Consider the following 18,616-nt stretch of genomic DNA (forward strand, 5'->3'; position numbering starts at 1 on the left):
TAGCAATTATTTTGATATTTTAATGCTATCATTTATTTTATCAAAAATCGATAAAAGTATAATTTCTTCATTTTCCCAACAGAGATTACTTCTGGCCATGATGCTATTTTTTTTAAATTTAAGTATGTCCTCTCTTTGAATTGTATTTATTGTATTTGCTATTTCTAGAGGCTCATAAGAATTAAATAAAATACCATTATGATATTTGGCAATTACCTCTTCTGGCTCTGGAAGATTTATTGAGATTATGCCTAATCCAGCTTGTATATACTCGTATAGCTTGTTGGGGGAACAATAATAATTGTTAAGATTTGTAGGTAGGTATGTGACTATACCTATGTCATATTTTGATATCTCATTTACTACTTGATTATATGGAACTGGGTCATGAAAAATTACTTTGTTTTCTATATTCTTTTCTTTTATTATTTCTAAGAGTCTAGTTTCAAGATTTCCATGCCCTAATAAATGCAGTTCAAAATTATCCGAAACATATTCCATCGATGCTACTATTTGTTCTAATCCCCTTAATTCAGTGTAAATACCACTATAGAGGAGTTTTATTGGATCAGAAATTCCATTCACATTTATTTTCTTTTTGTTCAACTTTGGAATGTTGTGGATTATATATGGCATTTCTAATAGATTATATCTTTCCTTTAGTATTTTTGCCCGCTGTATGTTAGTTGTGATAATTGCATCTACATTTTTAATATATATGTTTTCTTCAATTTTCCATATAATCTTTCCAATGAAGGAATTACTATACTGATCCACACTCAGTTCTTGTGCTTCGTATACAATTAATTTATTTTTTGATTTTGCAACTTTATAAACTGTAGAAAGAGTATTTAGATTTACTGCAACATAAATATCTGCATTTTCCTCTATTAATTTTGCTTCCAGTTCATAGGCAGATTTTTTTTCCAACAAATATATCGAAATATCTTTTGCAAATATGCTAAATTTACCCAGTTTGTTTTTCAATTTGCGCCGGATATCCTTTGTCTTTGTCTTTAATTTAGAATCTCTAATAAAAATTATTTTGTAGGGATATCCACTTGTATCAAAGTTACCTTTTTCATTGAGACATATTAGTACTACATCATGTTTCTTTGATAAACTCTCTGCAATTTTATTAATTCTTGAGTCATAAATTAAATCATTTGTCGTTGCTAGTACTATTTTCATCTTGTTCCTCTATACTATATTTATTCCATCTATCTTTGGTTAAAGAAATATTAATATATAAAAGATTATGTATTAATTTTAAATTTTGTTTTTAGTCACGATAATCTTAAAAGAATGATAGATGCCTTATAAATGATGAAAATAGCCCATCTCTCAATTAGACATCCTGCATCAGATAACAGGCTTTTTTACAAGCAAGCTGTAACTTTGCAAAAGGCAGGATATTCTGTAAATCTAGTAATCCCTCACCAAAGAGATGAAGTTATACAAGGGATAAATATTTTATCACTCCCAGAATACAGAAAAAGAAGAGATAAGATATTGAAAAATATCCCTAGGACACTGATAAAATCATTAAAATTAAATGCAAAGATATATCAAATCTATGATCCTGAACTAATACCCGTTGGTCTCGTTCTAAAACTTTTTAGGAAAAAAGTAATTTGTGATTTCAGCGAAGATTATTATTCTGATACCTTTGATAAAAAATGGCTTGGAATCCTAAAAAAAACGGCCGCAATCTATATCTCTACCTTACAAAAAATTGCATTAAAAACTTTTGATAATATTATAGCTGCAGAACCAGAAATCGAGTCTAAATTTAAGAGCGATAAAACAATACTGTTGAGAAATTTTCCAGTTCTTTCAATAAGGGATAATTTAGCAGATATTTCATATAAAAAAAATAAATTTACTTTGATCTATGCCGGATGGTTAACAAGAACGAGAGGGATTAAAGAAGTCATAGAATCCCTAGGATATGTAAATACAGATGTTGAGTTTTTATTAATGGGGAAGTGGGAAGAAGGCTACAGAGAAGAATGTGAAAAACTACCTGGATGGGCCAAAACAAATTATTTAGGCTACAAGCCTCTAGAAGAAGTTTTTTCTTATATAAATCAATCAGACATTGGGATTTGTGTTCTATACCCTATCCCTAATTATCTATTGGCCTTGCCCGTTAAAGTTTTCGAGTATATGGCGTTCTCAATTCCTACAGTGATGTCAGATTTTCCCTATTGGAAGGAAATGTACTCTGAATGTGCTTTATTTGTCGATCCACATAATCCAAAGGACATTGCAGAGAAAATTAATATCCTTATTAAAGATAAAAAACTTAGAGAAAAACTAGGCCAAAGAGGCGGAGAACTAATTGACTGCGAATATAACTGGGAAAAAGAGTCAGAAAAACTAATCCAGCTATACAAGAATTTATCTTAAAAAGAAACGGCATATTTATTAGTATAAGATTAGCCAAGTAGTAAAACGAGGAGAGGTAATATTGAGCAAGATTCTATTTGACATCGGTCACCCTGCAGACGTTCATTTTTTTAAAAATCTTATATGGGAACTGGAAAAGAAGGGCCATGAAACGCTGATTACAGCAAGAAGGAAAGAGAGTACTTTTCAACTTTTAGAATACTACAACTTTGATTATACCGATTTAGGTGTAAACAAAAAAGGTTTATTTAAAAAAGCAATAGGATTGGCGCAGACAGATTACAAGCTTCTGAATATCTCTAGAAAGTTTAAGCCGGACATCTTGACAGGATTTGCAAGCCCATATATAACGCATGTTGCAAAACTTATCAGGAAAAAATCAATCCTCTTCAATGACACAGAGCACGCAACATTGAATAACAGGCTCTCAATACCCTACTCCGATTACTTTGTCACCCCTTCATCATTTATGGGTGATTACGGCGAAAAACATTTGAGATTTGACGGTTACAAGGAGCTAGCATACCTGCACCCGAACTGGTATAAAGAAGAAAAAGATGTTCTAAAAGAGCTTGATATAAAAAAGAATGAAGAGTTTTTTATTGTTAGATTGGTCTCATGGCAGGCAAGCCATGATGTTGGGTATAAAGGCGCTTCCAAAGAAGATGCCCTAGAACTAATTAAAGCTTTAGAGAAAAGAGGTAGAGTTCTTTTAAGCTCAGAGTATTATGATAAAGAATTTGAAGATTATTATATCAAAGTACATCCCGCCAAAATCCACACTTTGATGAATCACTCTACAATGTATATTGGAGAAGGAGCAACGATGGCAACTGAGGCCGCAGTCCTAGGAAAACCGAGCCTCTTCATATCGCCATTAAGTGGGAAACTTGGTTATTTAGAAGAATTAGAAAAAAAATATGGATTGCTATTTTCTTTTTTAACGATAAATGATTCATTAAATACGATTAGAGAGGTACTAGATAGTAATTCTAAAAAAGAATGGGCTAAAAAGAAGAATAAAATGCTAGATGAAAAAACTGATGCCACATCGTTTATGATAAAACTATTTGAGGAAAAACTAATATAGATATAAAATAATTAGTTTTAAATATAATTAAAAAATTGTAATCAGTAGTTAAGAGGTGTATAAACTATGGAAAAGAAATTAATGATTATGAGTATTTTTGTTATACTTGGTATATTAGGAATAGCAGTATTTCAGACCAATATCTTATCAAACGGATTTCTAGCAGGGCTTGGGTATGTAATTGGAGTGATTAGTGTTATTATTGGGGTTGCTATAGGGATGATTTTAAAATAAAAGTGATTAAAGGCATCCTACGCCCTTGTATACAAATCCCTTCTTGACAAGTGCATCTTTACTGAAAATTCTTCTGCCGTCAATAACTAAAGGATTATTCATCAATTTTTTTGCTTTTTCTAAATCCATATCTTTGAATATGTTGTGTGAAGTCATTATAACAAAAGCGTCTGCCTCTTTTAACGAATCATATATGTCCTTAGAATAAGAAACGCCAAACGACTTGATATATTTCTCATCAACGTAAGGGTCAACTACCGTTACAATCGCCCCACGCTTAACAAGCTCTGTAACAAAATGCTCTACGGGAGTTTCTCTGACATCTCCTACATTCTCTTTGTATGAGAAACCTAAAACAGCTATTCTAGAGTTCTTAACAGACCTCTCCATATCATTCAATGCATCCCTCAAAAGCTCAAATATGTGCTCTGGCATGTAGTCATTAATCTCTCTGCCAGCAGTAATCACTTTTGAGTGGTATCCAAACTCCCTAGCTTTTGAAACTAGGTAATAGGGATCTACAGGCAAACAATGCCCACCAACTCCCGCACCAGGGTAATAAACATTGAAGTTCCACTTTGTGCTTGCTGCTTTAATTACTTCAATTACATCAATACCCATCCTCTCAAAAATCAAAGCAAGTTCATTCATTAATGCTATGTTCAAATCTCTCTGGATGTTTTCAATTACTTTAGCAGCCTCTGCAGTCTTAATGTCGCTCACTGTGTCTATCTCTGCTTTAATGACATATGAATAAACATCCTTTGTGACCTCGGCCCATTCCCTTGTTATACCGCCAACTACCCTGTTAACATTATCAATGGTGTGTTTAGTGTCTCCTGGATTATACCGCTCTGGACAATAAGCCAATCCAAAATCTACACCCGCCTTAAGGCCAGAAGATTCCAATATCGGTTTGACAATGTCATCTGTTACTCCGGGATAGACTGTAGACTCCAAAACAATTAATTGTCCTTTTTTAAGTGATTTTGAAATATCCTCTGCCGCTGAAACTACGTACGATAGATCGGGCTCTTTGTCCTTTGTTATTGGTGTTGGTACTATAATTAAGACAATATCACTATTGCTGACCGCCTCAATGGTATCGTTTGTGCAGTGAAATTTACTTTGGTCAACTACTTTTCTTATTCTTTCATCTAATCCTAACTCATTTAGATGAGAAACACCTTTGTTAAGGCCATTGACAATCCTTACAATTTTGTCCACACCATATACTTTGAATCCTTTTTCAGCAAAATAAACGGCTGTTGGAAGGCCAACATACCCCAATCCAATAATAGAAATGACTGCGGTCTTGTTTTTGATCTTCTGCTTCAGATTTTCCATAAAGTTCACTCAATCGATAGCATTTATATCAAGATTCATATAATTGTTACTTAAAAATTTAATCTATAATTCTATCCAATCCTTTAAAAATCTGGTATCCTGGGCATGTTTCTCTTATGCTCACTTTTCTTGATAAGCTCTTCAATCTTTGTTTTGGCATTTTCGCTCACTGTTTTCCCTTCAATAAAATTATCAATTTCCTGGTAAGTTATACCAAGCTCCCTTTCATCTGTCTGGCCTTTCCAGAGGCCCGCAGAAGGCGGCTTATTAATAATTTTCTCAGAAACTTTCAGTGATTTTGCAAGGGAATAGACATTCCTCTTTGTTAGATTTCCCAAAGGCAGTAGATCGCATCCCCCATCGCCGTATTTTGTAAAGTAGCCCACAGTAAGTTCGCTCTTATTCCCAGTACCTATGACAAAGTAGTTGAGTCTGTTAGCATAATAATATAGAACAGTCATTCTAAGCCTTGGCTTGATGTTAGCAAGGGGTAAATCTCGATCGTCCCTCATATCCCCAAACTCATCTAGAAGCGAGTTATATATAGAATCAATATTGATGGCCTCATATTTTAGGCCGATCTCCTTTGCAACTAACTTCGCATCGTCCATATCGGCTTTGTTACTATAGCAGGGAATTATAAGGCCAAGAGAGTTTTCAGGAAAAGCATTCTTACAGAGATAGGCTGTCACAGTCGAATCAATGCCACCACTTAACCCAAATACGACACCTTTTCCGCCACCTGAATTAACATTTTCTCGCAACCAATCTGAAAGTTTCTTAGAAAGCTCGCTAGTCAAACTTTACCTCCATGTCCTCCTTAATGATGTTTAAGACAATTGAAGTGGACACGCTTTCCACAAAATCAATTGATTGCATCCATCTCGTAAACTTTTCAAGATGGGAGCTATTCCTAAATCTCCCTATAATAATCGCATCATAGCCACCGGTCACATCATAAACAGCAACGACGTTATTCTCTGCTTTTATTATGTCTTCTACCTCTTTTAGCTTTCCCTTAGAAATGATGAGGTGTATAACAGCCGTAAAGTCATAGCCGCACTTTTCTGAGTCAAGCACAGGTATGTACTTTTTTATGATTCCAGCATCCTCCATAGACTTTACTCTCAAAGAGATGGTCGTTATGGAATGACCTAGCCTTCTCGCTATCTCTGAAAAACTTGTCCTAGCGTCCTGATTTAGAATCTTAAGGATATTTATATCAAGACTGTCCATACGTATTGGATAATCTTAAATTGTTAATAAATCTTTTGATTTTTATGAAGAAAATATTCATCTTAAAAGCATCCAAGGCCAAAACTTCAAAGGATTTCTCTCTAAACGACCTTCCAGGAGATGGTGGCAGAATGGATATTGTGGCCAGATGTGTTAACTCGGCATTTTTCCTATCGCATGATTTAAGAAGAGACACAGAGTTCATTGTAATTTTAGAGGGCGAACCAAATCCGCCAGTTACACTTAGATTTGTTGGAAATGATTTGAGATATCTAAGCCCTGATGAGCGCTGCACAGGGGGGCTGATAAAGAAAGCTCTAGAAAACGTGACAGAAAAAGAGACTGAGTCTACACCTGGGATATTCGTATCAAAGAAAAGCTTTTCTCAAGTCATAAATGAAATTGATTGTGAAATAATCTATCTTCACGAAGAAGGGGAAGATATCAAAAGCTTGAATATTGAATCAGACAAAATCTGTTTTGTCTTGGGGGATCACATGGGCCTTTCACAAGAAGATGAAGAATTATTAAAGAATGCAAAACGAGTTTCAATATCTCCTATGGTACTGCATGCCGACCACTGTATAATAATAGTACATAACGTTTTTGATAGAAAAACTTATAAATAAGAAAAATCAATTACCAATGATGTCAGACGATAACATAGAGAATATCCTCAAGTCATCGCTTTGGATGGTTCTACTGACAATTCTTATGATATGGGCGCCTGTGGTAGGCCCTATTGTAGCAGGCATTGTCGGCGGCAAGAGATCGAGGGGCGTCAAAAGTGCAATCGCTTCATTCTCTCTATGTGCATTGATTGTCTTTATCATATTTCTTGTGATATCCTTTATTGTGGGTGACTTCTTAGAGCCTGGCATTACCATGAGGATTCCATTTACAGTTCCATCAGGGACAAAATTATACATGCTTATTACTGCCGTACTCTATATCTACCCTATATTCATAGGTGCAATTGTTGGAAGCGCCCTTACCGAAGATGGCATCAAATTCCCTAAGTTTGAAAGGGAAAGAGCAAAGCCAAGAGAGCGCGAATACTATGAGAAGAGGTACTACCCTGAAGAAAGATACGTCCCAGAAAATTACCTTCCGATGGAGCGCTCTAGGGGCCAATATGATCCTTACTATGACAATTATCCTGTGGTGCCAGCCCCAAGACCTCAGATTCCATCACTTCGTGTAAGAAGGGAAGGCTACTCTTGTGAAAGGTGCGGGAGGCCATTAATTAGAACTGAAGTTTCTGACAAGGGGAAAAGGGAAACAGTCTATAAGTGCGACACATGCCAGATAATGTATGACCTTGTTTAGGTATAGCTTTTCTAATTTATCTTTGTTGGCTTCGTGTTTTTTATATTATATATACCGTACAATTTAAATATATAGTTAAACATTATAACATGGTGAGAAGATGGATAGGGAAAAACTTCTTCAAAGGATAATTATTAATCCAAAAGTCATGACAGGAAAGCCAATCATAAAAGGCACAAGATTATCCGTACAATACATATTAAATCTATTGGCTAATGGCTATACAGTTGATGAAATATTGAAGGAATATGAAGGGCTAACAAAAGACGATATTAATGCTTGTCTTGTATACGCATCCGAAACAATTGAGAATACTACCTATATGCCACTTGCAGAGGCAATTTAAAGATGAAATTTATAGTTGATGAGTGCACCGGCCCAAAAGTTGCAAGATGGCTAAGATCATTAAACCACGAAGTATTGTCAGTTCACGATGAGGCAAAAGGTGCCGATGATGAAACAATAATAGATAAGGCCAACAGAGAGAATTTTATTCTAATTACTAATGATAAAGATTTTGGGGAACTCATTTTTAAATTTAACAGAGAGCACAAAGGAGTAATATTATTAAGACTCAAAAATGAAAGACCAGAAAATAAAATTTATGTATTATCACAACTACTTGAATTTTATTCAGAAAAATTGGCAAACAATTTCATTGTTGTCACCGAGAAAAATGTCAAAATAATTGAAATTGAGAAGGAATAGTAGTTAGTATTTTTGTAAAATAATTATGCGCCCTTCTCCATTTTGCTACCTCAGCAATTCCATTCCCCCGATTTTTTTCTAAGTTCATCTTGAATCTTTATAGCTTTTTTAGTGTATGAGTTTTCTATTAGACCTTTTTCTTTCTCCATAAGGTTCAACAACTCTATGAATTCTCTTTTAGATCTAATCTTTCTTGTACATTGAATTGATAAATTTTGAGTGTTGTTTGCTCCACTCTTTATTTGGTGTTTTCTTTATCCATTCTGCATATAATCTTACAAACTCTATTTTCTGCTTGAAGTTTCTTTTCTTTTCTTCCTCAAGCTCCTTTAGAATTTGTTCTCTGTTCTCATCAAATTTTTTTCTTTCAGATTCCTTCATCAATTCACCAGAAATTATCCAACTTATTTTGAATCTTAAAATACTTGGCCCAGTATTCGATTTCATCTCTTTGGACATTATTCTGAAATAACTCATATAAATATACTGCGTCCATTATGTCCTTTTCGCTGCCTAAAAAAAGTTTGTATGCTAACTGGATTTCTATAGGGGATATATACAGTAGATTCTTATCCAATTCAACTTTCAATCTGTTATCCAATACATATTTCTCTACTCATTTTTTATAATTTTAAGTTCGATGTTAGGTATAATTTCATTCTTTTTAGATATTCTTATCCATAAATTTTCACTTAACATCTCATACAAACCTTCTCTATCTTCAGGATTAAGAAAGTCGTATCTATCTTCGATTTCACTGACAAAGTTGAAAAATTCAGATTTAGTTATTTTTTCAATTAATATATCAATATCTTCAGTACCTCTGGATCTGCCGAATAATATAGCAACGTAACCACTTACTATAACATACCTAAAATGATTTTTTAGTATGTCTAAAAACTCTAGTACAAACCTATCAACGTTAGATAAGGACTTATTTTCCAATATTATCGAATCCTTTGAATACTCAATTTCCATTAATACTTAATTGAGACATCTAATATTTAATTTTATGGTTTGAACAAAAGTGACTCATATAATTAGAGAATTAAAAATAAAAGAAATATAAAAAATAATTATTTCTTCTTAATCTTCTTCGTGTAAATCAAAGCTCCTGATGCTAAAATTATCAATAGAGGAATTGCAATATATGTAGGATTAAACTTTGAGCTCTTCTCAGGTGTTGGCATTGATTCTACATCTAGGAAATAAACATAGGTATCAGTTGAGCCTGCCACAACATTTTTCCCGTCAGGCGTTATTGAAACTGACCAGACGTTTCCTTCGGTCTTGAATTCTCTTAAATGTTCTCCAGTCTTTGAGAATACATGCACCTTTTTATCCCAGGCACCTACAGCAATATAAGATCCGTCGGGCGTCATTGAAACAGAAGTAACGGTGTAACCTATTTTTTGATCCCATAATAATTTTCCATTGCCATCAAACAAATAGATTCTATAGTCCTTTGGAGCATCTCCCTCTTTTGACTCAAGACTTCCTGTTCCACATACTAGATATGAAGAATTGGGCGTTACTGCAACAGAAATTACGGGCATTTTTGTATCATATTTCCATAAGAGCAAACCTGACCTGATAAGATACACATTATTGTCTGATGAAGCTATAGCTAATGTTTGGCCATCTGGAGTTATAGAAACATAATTTACTTTATCTTCCGTCTTATAGTCCCACAAAGGCTTTCCATCTTTATAGACCATGGCATAACTATTTGATGAACTCCCTCCAATGTAGGCGCCGTCAGGAGTTATAGTCATGAATCCTCCCTTTACGGATTTATACTCATTCAATTGTGTTCCCGAACTATTAAATATGTATATTTTTTCTCCTGTGACTGCAGTAACTTTTGAATAATCTTCTAAAATTGAAAGAGATACCACTCTGTGACCAACATTAGAATTCCACAAAAGATTGCCTGATTTATCAAAATAATAAAATGACCCATCAAGAGAGCTTGCGGCTGTATATGCGCCGTCATTTGTTGCAGTAACAAATGGAACCCAACTATTAATCTTAGATTTCCATATTACTGGGTCAGTGTTTTCTTCCGCAACTACAAGCCCGAAAGAGGATATTATGCAAAATATTAGCAATATAACAATTAATTTCTTCATAGAAGAAGAGAAAAAAATAGATATTTAAGTTTTTCTTTAGCGCTCAAGTTTTCCTGAGATAAAGTCTTCGACTTTAATCTTAGCTTCAGAGTCTGAGTACTGAATTAACGGATGCTTCATTGTGTAGCTTGAAATTGATGTCAGTGGTCCGCCTATCTTCCTATCAAGACCTAGTTTTGCACATCTTATTGCATCTATTGCAACGCCTGCTGAGTTTGGTGAGTCTTCTACTGAAAGTCTTAGCTCCAAGTTCAAAGGTATATCTCCAAATCCTCTTCCTTCTAACCTCAAAAAGCAGAGCTTGTTGTCATTTAGCCATGGAACATAGTCAGATGGACCAATGTGAATATTGTCTGGGTTTAATGGAACGTCAAGCTGCGACTGGACCGCTTCAGTCTTGGAAATCTTCTTGGATTTTAATCTATCCTTTTCAAGCATGTTAAGAAAGTCTGTGTTTCCTCCAGTATTCAATTGATAAGTTCTATCAACGATAACACCTCTATCCTGAAATAGTTTTGTAAGAACCCTGTGTACAATTGTTGCGCCAAGCTGAGACTTAATATCATCCCCAACTATTGGTATACCCTTGTCTTCGAATCTTTTTGCCCACTCTTCATTCGAAGCTATGAAAACTGGCATGCAGTTTACAAATGCTACTCCTGCCTCAAGTGCAGCTTCAGCATAAAACTTTGTTGCTTTTTCTGAACCAACTGGCATATAGTTTATCAGGACATCGACCTTATGCTTTTTAAGCTCAGATACGACATCACAAGGTTTCTCATCAGAAACTACAAATCTCCTGTCTTCTGAGTAATCGCCCATATGAGATGCAAAACCATCTAGAACAGGCCCCATCATTACCTTTGCCCCAAACTTTGGAACATTTTTGTAAATAGTTTTCGTGCAATTTGGGCTTTGAAATATTGCTTCACTTATATCTTTTCCAACCTTTCTTTTATCAATATCAAATGCAACGACGAACTTAAGATCTTGAGGTCTGTAACCCCCTAAATTCTCGTTCATCAAACCAATTATTTGTTTTGTGCCATTATTTCTATAATATTCAATTCCTTGAACAAGTGATGAAGCACAATTGCCAACTCCAGCAATTGCAACCCTAATTTCTCCCATATAGGTACCTCCTAAAAGATGACATGATATTTTTAGAGTATTATAAAGATTTAAATAGTTTATGGTGATAAAATATTAAAGGTGCGTAAATGCCTCTCGATAGACTCAAAAAAAAGCTTACAACAGAAGTTCTGTGGATATATATTCTAAGCCTCTTATCTAATAAATCAATGTATGCATATGAAGTTAAGGCAGAAATAGAAAAAAACTTTTCATTTGCTCCGGCTAGGATAACTAGCTATATAGTTTTATACAATCTTGAAAAGGGAGGCTATGTTACTTCAGAATGGGAAGATTCAGAACATGGTAGACCAAACAGGAAATACTACATTATAACTGATTCTGGAAAAGAGCTCTTAAAGGAAGGAAAAAGTTTCATCAACTTAGTTATCTCAAAGATTGGATAGCGTAAAGGTTTTATTTAACCGCAGTTATTCTTTTCTATGAAGGATAAAAGGGCACATACAGGGGAGCATATATTTTTTCGATCACTTTCAAAAGTAATCCCAGAAGTATCTTTGGATAAGATTTCTATAAAGGAAGAAAAGAATGCGCTTTATATAAAATATTCTGGTGAGCTCAGCTGGGATAAACTTCTTGAAGCTGAAAAGCTTACAAACAATATTATTTTTGAAAACAGGAAAGTAATTGTCCACAATTCCAAGAAAGAAGAAGTCGTTACAAAATTCCCCGATATTAGGATAAAGCTTGATAGGATACAGACTGAAGAAGTCAGGATAGTTGAAGTAGAAAATTATGATTTTGCCGCCTGCTCTGGAGACCACGTAGACTCCACCAAAGAAATTGATTTTTTTATTTTAACTAAAGTCAATAAGACTGGAGAATTTTCTTACAGATTAGAATTCGAGGTGGCCGAGAAAGCAAAAGACGAAGCATTGAATCTATCAAAGATTTCTTTGGCATCAATGGAGATACTTCAATCTGCACCTGAAAATGTCGAAAGGACTATTTCTAACCTATTAAAAGACAATGATAAATATAGACAAAATCTAGCCGAAATTTCTCAAAAGAGTTTTGAATCAATTTGCCCTAAAGATATATGCGGAACAAAACTATACCTTGAAACCTTTAAAGGCCTTGATAGAAAATTAGTTATTAAAAAAGCAGGCGAGTTAATAGAACAATCAAAGACATTTTTAGTTCTCTTTTTAATTGACGATGGTATATTTGTCGTATGTGGCAGATCAAAAGATATAAATTATGACATGCGGACCCTTCTAGATTCAATTTTGGCAAGATTTGGTGGGAGAGGCGGAGGAAGAGAAAACTTTTCCCAAGGTGGAGGCTCTTTGACTGATAACTACGAAAGCATAATAAAAGAGATTGAGAAGGAAGTTGAAAAGATTGTCAGTTCTCTAGCCTAAGGTATGCCACCATGTTAGATATCAAAGCCCATGTATAGACAATGCCCCGTATAAGGATAAAAAATAGATCAAGCAATATTCCCCTCTCTCCGAGCACCCCAAGGTCATTTAAATGAAGCAGGATATAATTTAATGAAAAAATTGTAGCAGTTATTACGGCAAGAAGGCCCAAAGTGTAATCTGGATTTTTAAAGACAAGTGAAATCCCCCTCTTCATATCGGTAAATAATGAATTGTTGCTTGAAGTTGACTCAGGGACAACATAGAAAAAAAGATAGACTAAGAATACCCCAGGTAATACATAGGCTACGATACCGATTACTATCAATATTACTGTCAATATGCTTGAAATGACTATTTTTGGAAAAGATTTAAAGAAATTACTATAATTGATTTTTTTACCCCGATACATAGATTCAACTAAAAAGAATAAAATCGCTACTCCGACAACATAAATCATGCCCATTAAAAATGATGTGAATGGCGTCAATAGATCTCCTTTGAAAAGAAAAAGGAAAACTTCAGAAAATTGTGGTGGTAAAAATGAAGGTATATCTGAGAAAAAAGTCGATTTTTCTCCGAGCGTGAGATATTGAGTATTTAGCATTTTATCAATATCATGATAAAAATAATTGTTCAAAAATACTGAAAGAAAGTAAACTATATACATTGATAAAATGGTAGGAACAAACAGTTTCTTATTCTCGTTACAGAAACCAAAGGATATGGCAAGAGTTTGCCCCACGCCAGTTTTCATCTATTGCAACACCTTACTTTGACTAGGTATCTTTCTGTTCCTGACCTAATATTTGCACTGAAACTGAATGGATACTTTTCACCATAGCTGAGTTCACCGACATTCACATAGTAAGACTCTTCTCCTATAACATTTCCATTAATATTATAGAAGAAAATATACAGTTTTACACAGTTTATTGGTGGATTTTTATAGCTTGAATCCCCATAATTGAATACATTGCCTTCAATGTAGACTCTGTTTCCTTCAAATCTTTGTTTGTAGTCTGTTATATACATTGGGCAAGCAATAGAGCCTGAAGGTGTTTCGCCCTTGAGGGGATTGGGGATTGTAGACGTTCTTCCATCTGAACTAGTTTCCTCTATCGGATTAAAGTTCTGATTTCTCCAATCCTCTAACACATTTTTTGCTGTTTGGTCACTATCTTTAGAGCTGCATCCTGATGCAATAGGTATCAAAATGACAACAATAAATAAGGCAAATAATTTCTTAGACATTTTATCTTATTATTTAAGACAGTTATATTATATAAATATATTGAGGAAGAATATGGTAGCCGGGAACGGATTCGAACCGCTGTCGCGGGGACCAAAACCCCGCAGGATTGACCACTACCCTACCCGGCTGGTAATAATAGAAAATCTGATTTCCGATTTAAAACTTTCGGTAACTTTATAAATCACAAAATTCACTTGGCCAATATGGGAGATGAAAAGATAGACTACGAATCCCTTCTAAAACGGGCAGAAGAGTTATTGCCTATTAACGTCTCTGAAACAAACAGGTTTGAAATTCCCAGGGCAGACTCATTTATTATGGGTAACAGAACAATAGTCAAGAATTTCAGGGAAATTGCCCAAGTTCTAAACAGGGATGTTGAGCCATTCTTAAAATATATTCTAAGGGAACTTGCCACAGCAGGAAATATGAGCGGTCAGGAAGCTATATTCCAGGGAAAATTTTCATCTTCAGTTATTAGTGACAAGATTGAGAAATATGCCAAAGAGTCAGTAATATGCACTGAATGCAACAGGCCTGATACTAGAATTATTAGAGAAGATAGGATTACTTTTCTGCAGTGTGAAGCTTGTGGTGCACGTTATCCTATAAAACATGCCTAATAGCTTTATTTTCTTCAATATTTAGTGGAATTTTTAATTGTTTCCGATAAACATAAATAGGTATTATATATAATATATAATAATTTCAATGGTGATAACTATGGCAGGAAGAAATGATTTTATTGTTTTGGGCCTTATTCTTCTAATTGTTGCTGGAGGATTATTTTATTACACAACCATTCCCCTCCAGAGAACAGTTACAACACAAGAATATGTAACATTGGAGAGAGTAGAGATTAGGGAAAGAACAGTCCCAAAGGAAACACTTGTTAAAAGGAGTAGAGAGGTAATAGCATATACAAATTCAACGATAATTGATTCTGTAAAAGATTTTCAGCCAAATGATTATATATTACTGGGCGAGCCTTTAATGAAGCCAAATGACCGCATCAAATACATTATAACTACCGATCCTACTAAGAGGGATATTGAACGTTGGTTTGAGTTTAAAATTATAGATAGCCAAAATTATGAGCTTTGGTTGAACCAACAATCCTATAACGCATTTTATGACGCCCCCATCGGAACGATTGAATTAAATGGCATCTGGACCGTTCCAGCCAATACTGGCATCCAGCAGTATAGGATAATTCTTTCAAACAGACTTTTTGCGTATGCAAAAACAATAACATATACACTAATAAAACAGGAATCCTTTGTCACTAGGCAAGAATATCTCGAAACAGTTATTGAAAACGTAACTGAAACATATGAAGAGAGGATTCCGTACCAAGAACTTCAAACTGTAACAAAACGAGAAACATTCTGGCATGACGAGTATAGGCCTGTTGCATATATCTTGGGAGCTTTTGGAATTATAGGTATAATCGTTGGGCTTTTAACTCATGCACAAAGAGAAAAAATCAAGAGAATTCCTGGAGTTAAACATATAATGAGAACAAACGTGGAGCCACAGAACCTCCCTAAATGCCCGCTTTGCGGATCAAAAGTCGTTCCAACACATATAATGGAGAATCGAAAAAAGATTTACAAGTGCACATATTGCAATCATCTTTTGGAACTAGAATAAATAATTTTTATTTTTCTTTAAATTGTAACTCCAGGATCAATTTTTTGGCCTGGCTTTATTAGTTTATTGTCACTGATTCTTACATTTTTTCCTACTATTGCTCCAAGTTTAGTTCTGTTTGAATCGACAAGTTCTCCTTTGATTTCAATTTTTATGTTCTCTTTTGATTCACTTTCAAAAGTTACATTGAAGCCGATGTCTGAATTATCTCCTATTATAGAAAACGAGACAACAGAGTTATCTCCAATTTTCACTCCTTCCATTACCACAGAATTTTCAACAGTGCAATTTTTGCCAACCTTCACGTTTTTCCTTAAGACGGACGATTTTATTTTAGAATTATTTCCAATATTTACATTGTTTGATATGAGGCATGGTGAAATAATCTCGGAAGAATTAATAATTGAGTCAAAGTCGATATGGGCGGGGTATCCTATTTTTGAACTGGCTGAAATTTTTGAATCATTTGATATATAATGTTTCAAGCTTTCTAAAAAGAACATATTTGCATCTATTAGGTCCCAAGGCCTCCCAATGTCCAGCCATTTTCCTCCCAATGGAATCCATCTGACTTCATTACCATCCTCAATCATCATCTTTAAAGAATCTGTGAGTTCATATTCCCCTCTTGGCGAGAGTTTAGTTTTGTTTATATATGAAAAGGCTTCTTTTCTGAAACAATATATGCCTGTGTTGATTAAATTAGAAGGCGGATTATCCGACTTCTCATAAATGCCCACCACTTCATCTTCGTCTACGAGCACACTTCCAAAAAATTCCGGTGTTTCACTCTTTGTTAGTGCCATAGTGGCAATCGAATCAGAAGATCTAAACTTTGATAGAAGAGAAACGATAAAATCCTCTTTGAATAGAAGATCGCCATAGACGCATATGAAATCAGAATTTACATATTGTGACGCTATCATAAGTGCATGCCCAGTTCCAAGACGTTCTTTTTGCTCGATAAAATTAATGTCAAGGTTATAATTGCTATTTTTGATATACTCTTCAATAATTTCAGATTTGTGCCCAACTATTATTGAGACTTTCTTTATTCCTGACGATTTGAATATTCTAAGTATATTACCAAGTATTGTAGTATCGCCTAAAGGCAGCATCGGTTTTGGTATTTCATCTGTGAGCGGAGAAAGTCTCACCCCTTTGCCTGCGGCAAGTATTACAGCTTCGATATAATCACCATATACAAAAACTATTTATATTGACTTAAATAATTATCTTTAATGTATAATTTAGAGGAAGGGAAAAAACTTGTATTATTCGCAAGGAAGAATATTGAATCCTACATCAACACAAGAAAAAATATAGAAATACAAGATATCCCAGAATCCTTTAAAGTAAATTGCGGTGTCTTTGTGACACTTCATACTTATCCTAAATATAGTCTGAGGGGATGTATAGGCTATCCAGAACCTGTACTCCCTTTGATAGACGCGGTCCTTGACGCTTCAGTATCTTCAGCTACTAGGGATCCCAGATTTCAAAAGGTTAGACCTGATGAAATTAAGAACTTGGTAGTTGAGGTTACAGTTCTAACGCCCCCTGAGCTAATCAGTGTGGCCAATACAAATCAATATCCCTCAAAAATTGAAGTTGGCAGGGATGGGCTTATCGTTGAATTAGGATTTAGAAAAGGTTTACTTCTCCCACAGGTACCAGTTGAAGAAAAGTGGAATAGCGAAGATTTTCTATGCAACACTTGCCAAAAAGCCGGACTCCCATTAGATTGCTGGATGGACAAGCGCACAAAGATTTACAAATTTCAGGGCCAGATATTCTCTGAAATAAAACCAGAAGGAGAAGTAATAGAAAAAAACTTCATGGGGTAAAAATATGGAAATCGATCCATTTATACGAGCAGGAACAACACTCTTCGAGGAAATAGGTGCAGATGCTGTTCTAGTTGAAGTTGACTCAATAAAAGATATGGAGAGGCTTCAGGGATTTATTTCTTCTAGAGAGACAAATCTCTTTGGGGTATCTTCAAATGAGAAAATAAAGAAAAAATTTGACAACATTATCTTTGTACCCGGTATATTGAAAAAGATCACGACAAGACTCGAATTTGCTATTTCTGCCGCCCTCATGCAGGATTTACTAAAAAACGAGGATAAGATTGTCTATATCGGGAAGCTTGACAGCGAGTATTATAATTTCATTATAACACGAAAAACAAATCAGATAAATGCCAAAGGTATTTATGAACTGTTTTTCTCTCTGAAAAATGTTAAAACAGAAGTTATTTATTCTGTTCTTTCCATAGCCGTTCAATTGGGTAGAAAAGGGAAGGAAGGTAAGCCAATAGGAACTTCCTTTATTATTGGCGACTGTGGAAATGTCATGCAGAAATCTTCTCAGATAACTTACAATCCATTTGAAAGAAGTTATGTCACCATTAACGATGCAGGCGTCCAGAATATGATAAAGGAATTTTCTAGGCTTGATGGGGCATTTATTATTTCTGGCGATGGAAAACTGCTCGCAGCTTCAAGGTATCTAGAGGCTGGAAAGGATGGGATCTCTTTACCAAAGGGCCTTGGAGCAAGACATCTATCTGCCGCATGGATGACAAAAGTTACAGATGCTGTTGCGATAGTTCTTGCGGAGTCTGACAATATGATCCGTATCTTCAAAAATGGAGAGCTTGTTTGGGAAGTTGACCCTGATGAGGTTAAGGTAGATTAAA

Annotated in this window: 25 protein-coding genes and 1 tRNA gene; 13 read left to right on the top strand and 13 right to left on the bottom strand. The window is 34.8% G+C overall.

From position 1 onward, the window contains the following. Positions 1–6 precede the first annotated feature (6 nt). Positions 7–1,191 carry a glycosyltransferase gene (locus PLI06_01610; GenBank protein ID HOI76296.1) on the bottom strand — a complete coding sequence of 395 codons (1,185 nt, stop codon included), beginning with the start codon at positions 1,189–1,191 and terminating at the stop codon, positions 7–9. A gap of 135 nt (positions 1,192–1,326) precedes the next feature. On the opposite strand from PLI06_01610, the gene PLI06_01615 reads away from it, so the two are divergent. The 3 genes from PLI06_01615 to PLI06_01625 all read left to right on the top strand — a co-directional run bounded on the left by PLI06_01615 (position 1,327) and on the right by PLI06_01625 (position 3,736). Continuing rightward, positions 1,327–2,412, top strand: coding sequence for a glycosyltransferase (locus PLI06_01615; GenBank protein HOI76297.1), 1,086 nt, complete (start codon positions 1,327–1,329; stop codon positions 2,410–2,412). Between the two features lie 61 nt (positions 2,413–2,473). Then, positions 2,474–3,502, top strand: coding sequence for a DUF354 domain-containing protein (locus PLI06_01620; protein ID HOI76298.1), 1,029 nt, complete (start codon positions 2,474–2,476; stop codon positions 3,500–3,502). A gap of 66 nt (positions 3,503–3,568) precedes the next feature. Further along, the gene (locus PLI06_01625; protein ID HOI76299.1) at positions 3,569–3,736 is read left to right on the top strand and encodes a hypothetical protein; all 168 of its coding nucleotides are present in this window, start codon (positions 3,569–3,571) and stop codon (positions 3,734–3,736) included. 6 nt (positions 3,737–3,742) lie between these two features. Here PLI06_01625 and PLI06_01630 read toward each other — a convergent pair whose 3' ends face one another. The 3 genes from PLI06_01630 to PLI06_01640 form a co-directional block, all read right to left on the bottom strand. Then, the gene (locus PLI06_01630; GenBank protein HOI76300.1) at positions 3,743–5,083 is read right to left on the bottom strand and encodes a nucleotide sugar dehydrogenase; all 1,341 of its coding nucleotides are present in this window, start codon (positions 5,081–5,083) and stop codon (positions 3,743–3,745) included. A gap of 83 nt (positions 5,084–5,166) precedes the next feature. Next, complete coding sequence (gene nadE / locus PLI06_01635; protein ID HOI76301.1) at positions 5,167–5,883, bottom strand: NAD(+) synthase; 717 nt, start codon at positions 5,881–5,883, stop codon at positions 5,167–5,169. Then, complete coding sequence (locus PLI06_01640; protein ID HOI76302.1) at positions 5,876–6,319, bottom strand: Lrp/AsnC family transcriptional regulator; 444 nt, start codon at positions 6,317–6,319, stop codon at positions 5,876–5,878. The genes nadE and PLI06_01640 overlap by 8 nt, the downstream gene beginning before the upstream one ends. Before the next feature lie 44 nt (positions 6,320–6,363). Between PLI06_01640 and trmY the strand changes: the two genes are divergently transcribed. The 4 genes from trmY (at position 6,364) to PLI06_01660 (ending at position 8,356) form a co-directional block, all read left to right on the top strand. Continuing rightward, a complete protein-coding gene (trmY, locus tag PLI06_01645) occupies positions 6,364–6,948 on the top strand; it encodes a tRNA (pseudouridine(54)-N(1))-methyltransferase TrmY (GenBank protein HOI76303.1) in 585 nt (194 codons plus the stop codon). A 19-nt stretch (positions 6,949–6,967) separates the two neighbouring features. Beyond that, positions 6,968–7,648 carry a hypothetical protein gene (locus tag PLI06_01650; protein ID HOI76304.1) on the top strand — a complete coding sequence of 227 codons (681 nt, stop codon included), beginning with the start codon at positions 6,968–6,970 and terminating at the stop codon, positions 7,646–7,648. A 100-nt stretch (positions 7,649–7,748) separates the two neighbouring features. Continuing rightward, the gene (locus PLI06_01655; protein ID HOI76305.1) at positions 7,749–7,994 is read left to right on the top strand and encodes a DUF433 domain-containing protein; all 246 of its coding nucleotides are present in this window, start codon (positions 7,749–7,751) and stop codon (positions 7,992–7,994) included. 2 nt (positions 7,995–7,996) lie between these two features. Then, positions 7,997–8,356 carry a DUF5615 family PIN-like protein gene (locus PLI06_01660; protein HOI76306.1) on the top strand — a complete coding sequence of 120 codons (360 nt, stop codon included), beginning with the start codon at positions 7,997–7,999 and terminating at the stop codon, positions 8,354–8,356. Between the two features lie 183 nt (positions 8,357–8,539). Here PLI06_01660 and PLI06_01665 read toward each other — a convergent pair whose 3' ends face one another. The 5 genes from PLI06_01665 to PLI06_01685 all read right to left on the bottom strand — a co-directional run bounded on the left by PLI06_01665 (position 8,540) and on the right by PLI06_01685 (position 11,619). After that, positions 8,540–8,737 carry a hypothetical protein gene (locus PLI06_01665; GenBank protein HOI76307.1) on the bottom strand — a complete coding sequence of 66 codons (198 nt, stop codon included), beginning with the start codon at positions 8,735–8,737 and terminating at the stop codon, positions 8,540–8,542. 4 nt (positions 8,738–8,741) lie between these two features. Then, positions 8,742–8,957: a hypothetical protein gene (locus PLI06_01670; GenBank protein HOI76308.1), complete on the bottom strand. Its 216-nt coding sequence runs from the start codon at positions 8,955–8,957 to the stop codon at positions 8,742–8,744. An 11-nt stretch (positions 8,958–8,968) separates the two neighbouring features. Further along, positions 8,969–9,334: a hypothetical protein gene (locus PLI06_01675; protein ID HOI76309.1), complete on the bottom strand. Its 366-nt coding sequence runs from the start codon at positions 9,332–9,334 to the stop codon at positions 8,969–8,971. A gap of 98 nt (positions 9,335–9,432) precedes the next feature. Continuing rightward, on the bottom strand, positions 9,433–10,488 hold the full coding sequence (locus PLI06_01680; protein HOI76310.1) for a PQQ-binding-like beta-propeller repeat protein: 1,056 nt from the start codon (positions 10,486–10,488) through the stop codon (positions 9,433–9,435). A gap of 36 nt (positions 10,489–10,524) precedes the next feature. After that, positions 10,525–11,619 carry an inositol-3-phosphate synthase gene (locus PLI06_01685; protein ID HOI76311.1) on the bottom strand — a complete coding sequence of 365 codons (1,095 nt, stop codon included), beginning with the start codon at positions 11,617–11,619 and terminating at the stop codon, positions 10,525–10,527. Between the two features lie 89 nt (positions 11,620–11,708). Between PLI06_01685 and PLI06_01690 the strand changes: the two genes are divergently transcribed. Beyond that, positions 11,709–12,026 (top strand): PadR family transcriptional regulator, encoded by a 318-nt coding sequence (locus tag PLI06_01690; protein HOI76312.1) that lies wholly within the window; start codon positions 11,709–11,711, stop codon positions 12,024–12,026. A gap of 36 nt (positions 12,027–12,062) precedes the next feature. Continuing rightward, positions 12,063–13,004, top strand: coding sequence for a DHHA1 domain-containing protein (locus tag PLI06_01695; GenBank protein HOI76313.1), 942 nt, complete (start codon positions 12,063–12,065; stop codon positions 13,002–13,004). Here PLI06_01695 and PLI06_01700 read toward each other — a convergent pair. The 3 genes from PLI06_01700 to PLI06_01710 form a co-directional block, all read right to left on the bottom strand. Next, positions 12,988–13,761, bottom strand: coding sequence for a hypothetical protein (locus PLI06_01700; GenBank protein HOI76314.1), 774 nt, complete (start codon positions 13,759–13,761; stop codon positions 12,988–12,990). The genes PLI06_01695 and PLI06_01700 overlap by 17 nt on opposite strands. Continuing rightward, positions 13,758–14,258 carry a hypothetical protein gene (locus PLI06_01705; protein HOI76315.1) on the bottom strand — a complete coding sequence of 167 codons (501 nt, stop codon included), beginning with the start codon at positions 14,256–14,258 and terminating at the stop codon, positions 13,758–13,760. Before PLI06_01705 ends, PLI06_01700 begins: the two co-directional genes overlap by 4 nt. Positions 14,259–14,311: 53 nt before the next feature. Continuing rightward, positions 14,312–14,387, bottom strand: a tRNA-Gln gene (locus PLI06_01710). Between the two features lie 75 nt (positions 14,388–14,462). On the opposite strand from PLI06_01710, the gene PLI06_01715 reads away from it, so the two are divergent. Both PLI06_01715 and PLI06_01720 read left to right on the top strand, forming a co-directional pair. Further along, positions 14,463–14,882 (top strand): translation initiation factor IF-2 subunit beta, encoded by a 420-nt coding sequence (locus tag PLI06_01715; protein ID HOI76316.1) that lies wholly within the window; start codon positions 14,463–14,465, stop codon positions 14,880–14,882. Between the two features lie 100 nt (positions 14,883–14,982). Continuing rightward, a complete protein-coding gene (locus PLI06_01720) occupies positions 14,983–15,912 on the top strand; it encodes a hypothetical protein (protein ID HOI76317.1) in 930 nt (309 codons plus the stop codon). Between the two features lie 17 nt (positions 15,913–15,929). Here the strand turns inward: PLI06_01720 and PLI06_01725 are convergent, their stop codons facing one another. Continuing rightward, a complete protein-coding gene (locus PLI06_01725) occupies positions 15,930–17,090 on the bottom strand; it encodes a sugar phosphate nucleotidyltransferase (protein HOI76318.1) in 1,161 nt (386 codons plus the stop codon). Positions 17,091–17,153: 63 nt separating this feature from the next. On the opposite strand from PLI06_01725, the gene PLI06_01730 reads away from it, so the two are divergent. Then, positions 17,154–17,759 carry a TIGR00296 family protein gene (locus tag PLI06_01730; GenBank protein ID HOI76319.1) on the top strand — a complete coding sequence of 202 codons (606 nt, stop codon included), beginning with the start codon at positions 17,154–17,156 and terminating at the stop codon, positions 17,757–17,759. A 4-nt stretch (positions 17,760–17,763) separates the two neighbouring features. Then, positions 17,764–18,615: a diadenylate cyclase gene (locus PLI06_01735; GenBank protein HOI76320.1), complete on the top strand. Its 852-nt coding sequence runs from the start codon at positions 17,764–17,766 to the stop codon at positions 18,613–18,615. Position 18,616: the final 1 nt, after the last annotated feature.

It is taken from the genome of Methanofastidiosum sp. (genome assembly GCA_035362715.1).
Classification (GTDB): domain Archaea; phylum Methanobacteriota_B; class Thermococci; order Methanofastidiosales; family Methanofastidiosaceae; genus Methanofastidiosum.

Excerpts from the sequence above, each read along its gene's own strand:
- PLI06_01630 (HOI76300.1), bottom strand. The coding sequence starts at position 5,083 with ATGGAAAATCTGAAGCAGAAGATCAAAAACAAGACCGCAGTCATTTCT.
- PLI06_01680 (HOI76310.1), bottom strand. The coding sequence starts at position 10,488 with ATGAAGAAATTAATTGTTATATTGCTAATATTTTGCATAATATCCTCT.
- PLI06_01705 (HOI76315.1), bottom strand. The coding sequence starts at position 14,258 with ATGTCTAAGAAATTATTTGCCTTATTTATTGTTGTCATTTTGATACCT.
- PLI06_01700 (HOI76314.1), bottom strand. The coding sequence starts at position 13,761 with ATGAAAACTGGCGTGGGGCAAACTCTTGCCATATCCTTTGGTTTCTGT.
- PLI06_01690 (HOI76312.1), top strand. The coding sequence starts at position 11,709 with ATGCCTCTCGATAGACTCAAAAAAAAGCTTACAACAGAAGTTCTGTGG.
- PLI06_01640 (HOI76302.1), bottom strand. The coding sequence starts at position 6,319 with ATGGACAGTCTTGATATAAATATCCTTAAGATTCTAAATCAGGACGCT.
- PLI06_01675 (HOI76309.1), bottom strand. The coding sequence starts at position 9,334 with ATGGAAATTGAGTATTCAAAGGATTCGATAATATTGGAAAATAAGTCC.
- PLI06_01730 (HOI76319.1), top strand. The coding sequence starts at position 17,154 with ATGTATAATTTAGAGGAAGGGAAAAAACTTGTATTATTCGCAAGGAAG.
- PLI06_01615 (HOI76297.1), top strand. The coding sequence starts at position 1,327 with ATGAAAATAGCCCATCTCTCAATTAGACATCCTGCATCAGATAACAGG.
- PLI06_01695 (HOI76313.1), top strand. The coding sequence starts at position 12,063 with ATGAAGGATAAAAGGGCACATACAGGGGAGCATATATTTTTTCGATCA.
- PLI06_01625 (HOI76299.1), top strand. The coding sequence starts at position 3,569 with ATGGAAAAGAAATTAATGATTATGAGTATTTTTGTTATACTTGGTATA.
- PLI06_01650 (HOI76304.1), top strand. The coding sequence starts at position 6,968 with ATGTCAGACGATAACATAGAGAATATCCTCAAGTCATCGCTTTGGATG.
- trmY (HOI76303.1), top strand. The coding sequence starts at position 6,364 with ATGAAGAAAATATTCATCTTAAAAGCATCCAAGGCCAAAACTTCAAAG.
- PLI06_01610 (HOI76296.1), bottom strand. The coding sequence starts at position 1,191 with ATGAAAATAGTACTAGCAACGACAAATGATTTAATTTATGACTCAAGA.
- PLI06_01665 (HOI76307.1), bottom strand. The coding sequence starts at position 8,737 with ATGAAGGAATCTGAAAGAAAAAAATTTGATGAGAACAGAGAACAAATT.
- PLI06_01685 (HOI76311.1), bottom strand. The coding sequence starts at position 11,619 with ATGGGAGAAATTAGGGTTGCAATTGCTGGAGTTGGCAATTGTGCTTCA.
- PLI06_01660 (HOI76306.1), top strand. The coding sequence starts at position 7,997 with ATGAAATTTATAGTTGATGAGTGCACCGGCCCAAAAGTTGCAAGATGG.
- PLI06_01715 (HOI76316.1), top strand. The coding sequence starts at position 14,463 with ATGGGAGATGAAAAGATAGACTACGAATCCCTTCTAAAACGGGCAGAA.
- PLI06_01655 (HOI76305.1), top strand. The coding sequence starts at position 7,749 with ATGGATAGGGAAAAACTTCTTCAAAGGATAATTATTAATCCAAAAGTC.
- PLI06_01735 (HOI76320.1), top strand. The coding sequence starts at position 17,764 with ATGGAAATCGATCCATTTATACGAGCAGGAACAACACTCTTCGAGGAA.
- PLI06_01720 (HOI76317.1), top strand. The coding sequence starts at position 14,983 with ATGGCAGGAAGAAATGATTTTATTGTTTTGGGCCTTATTCTTCTAATT.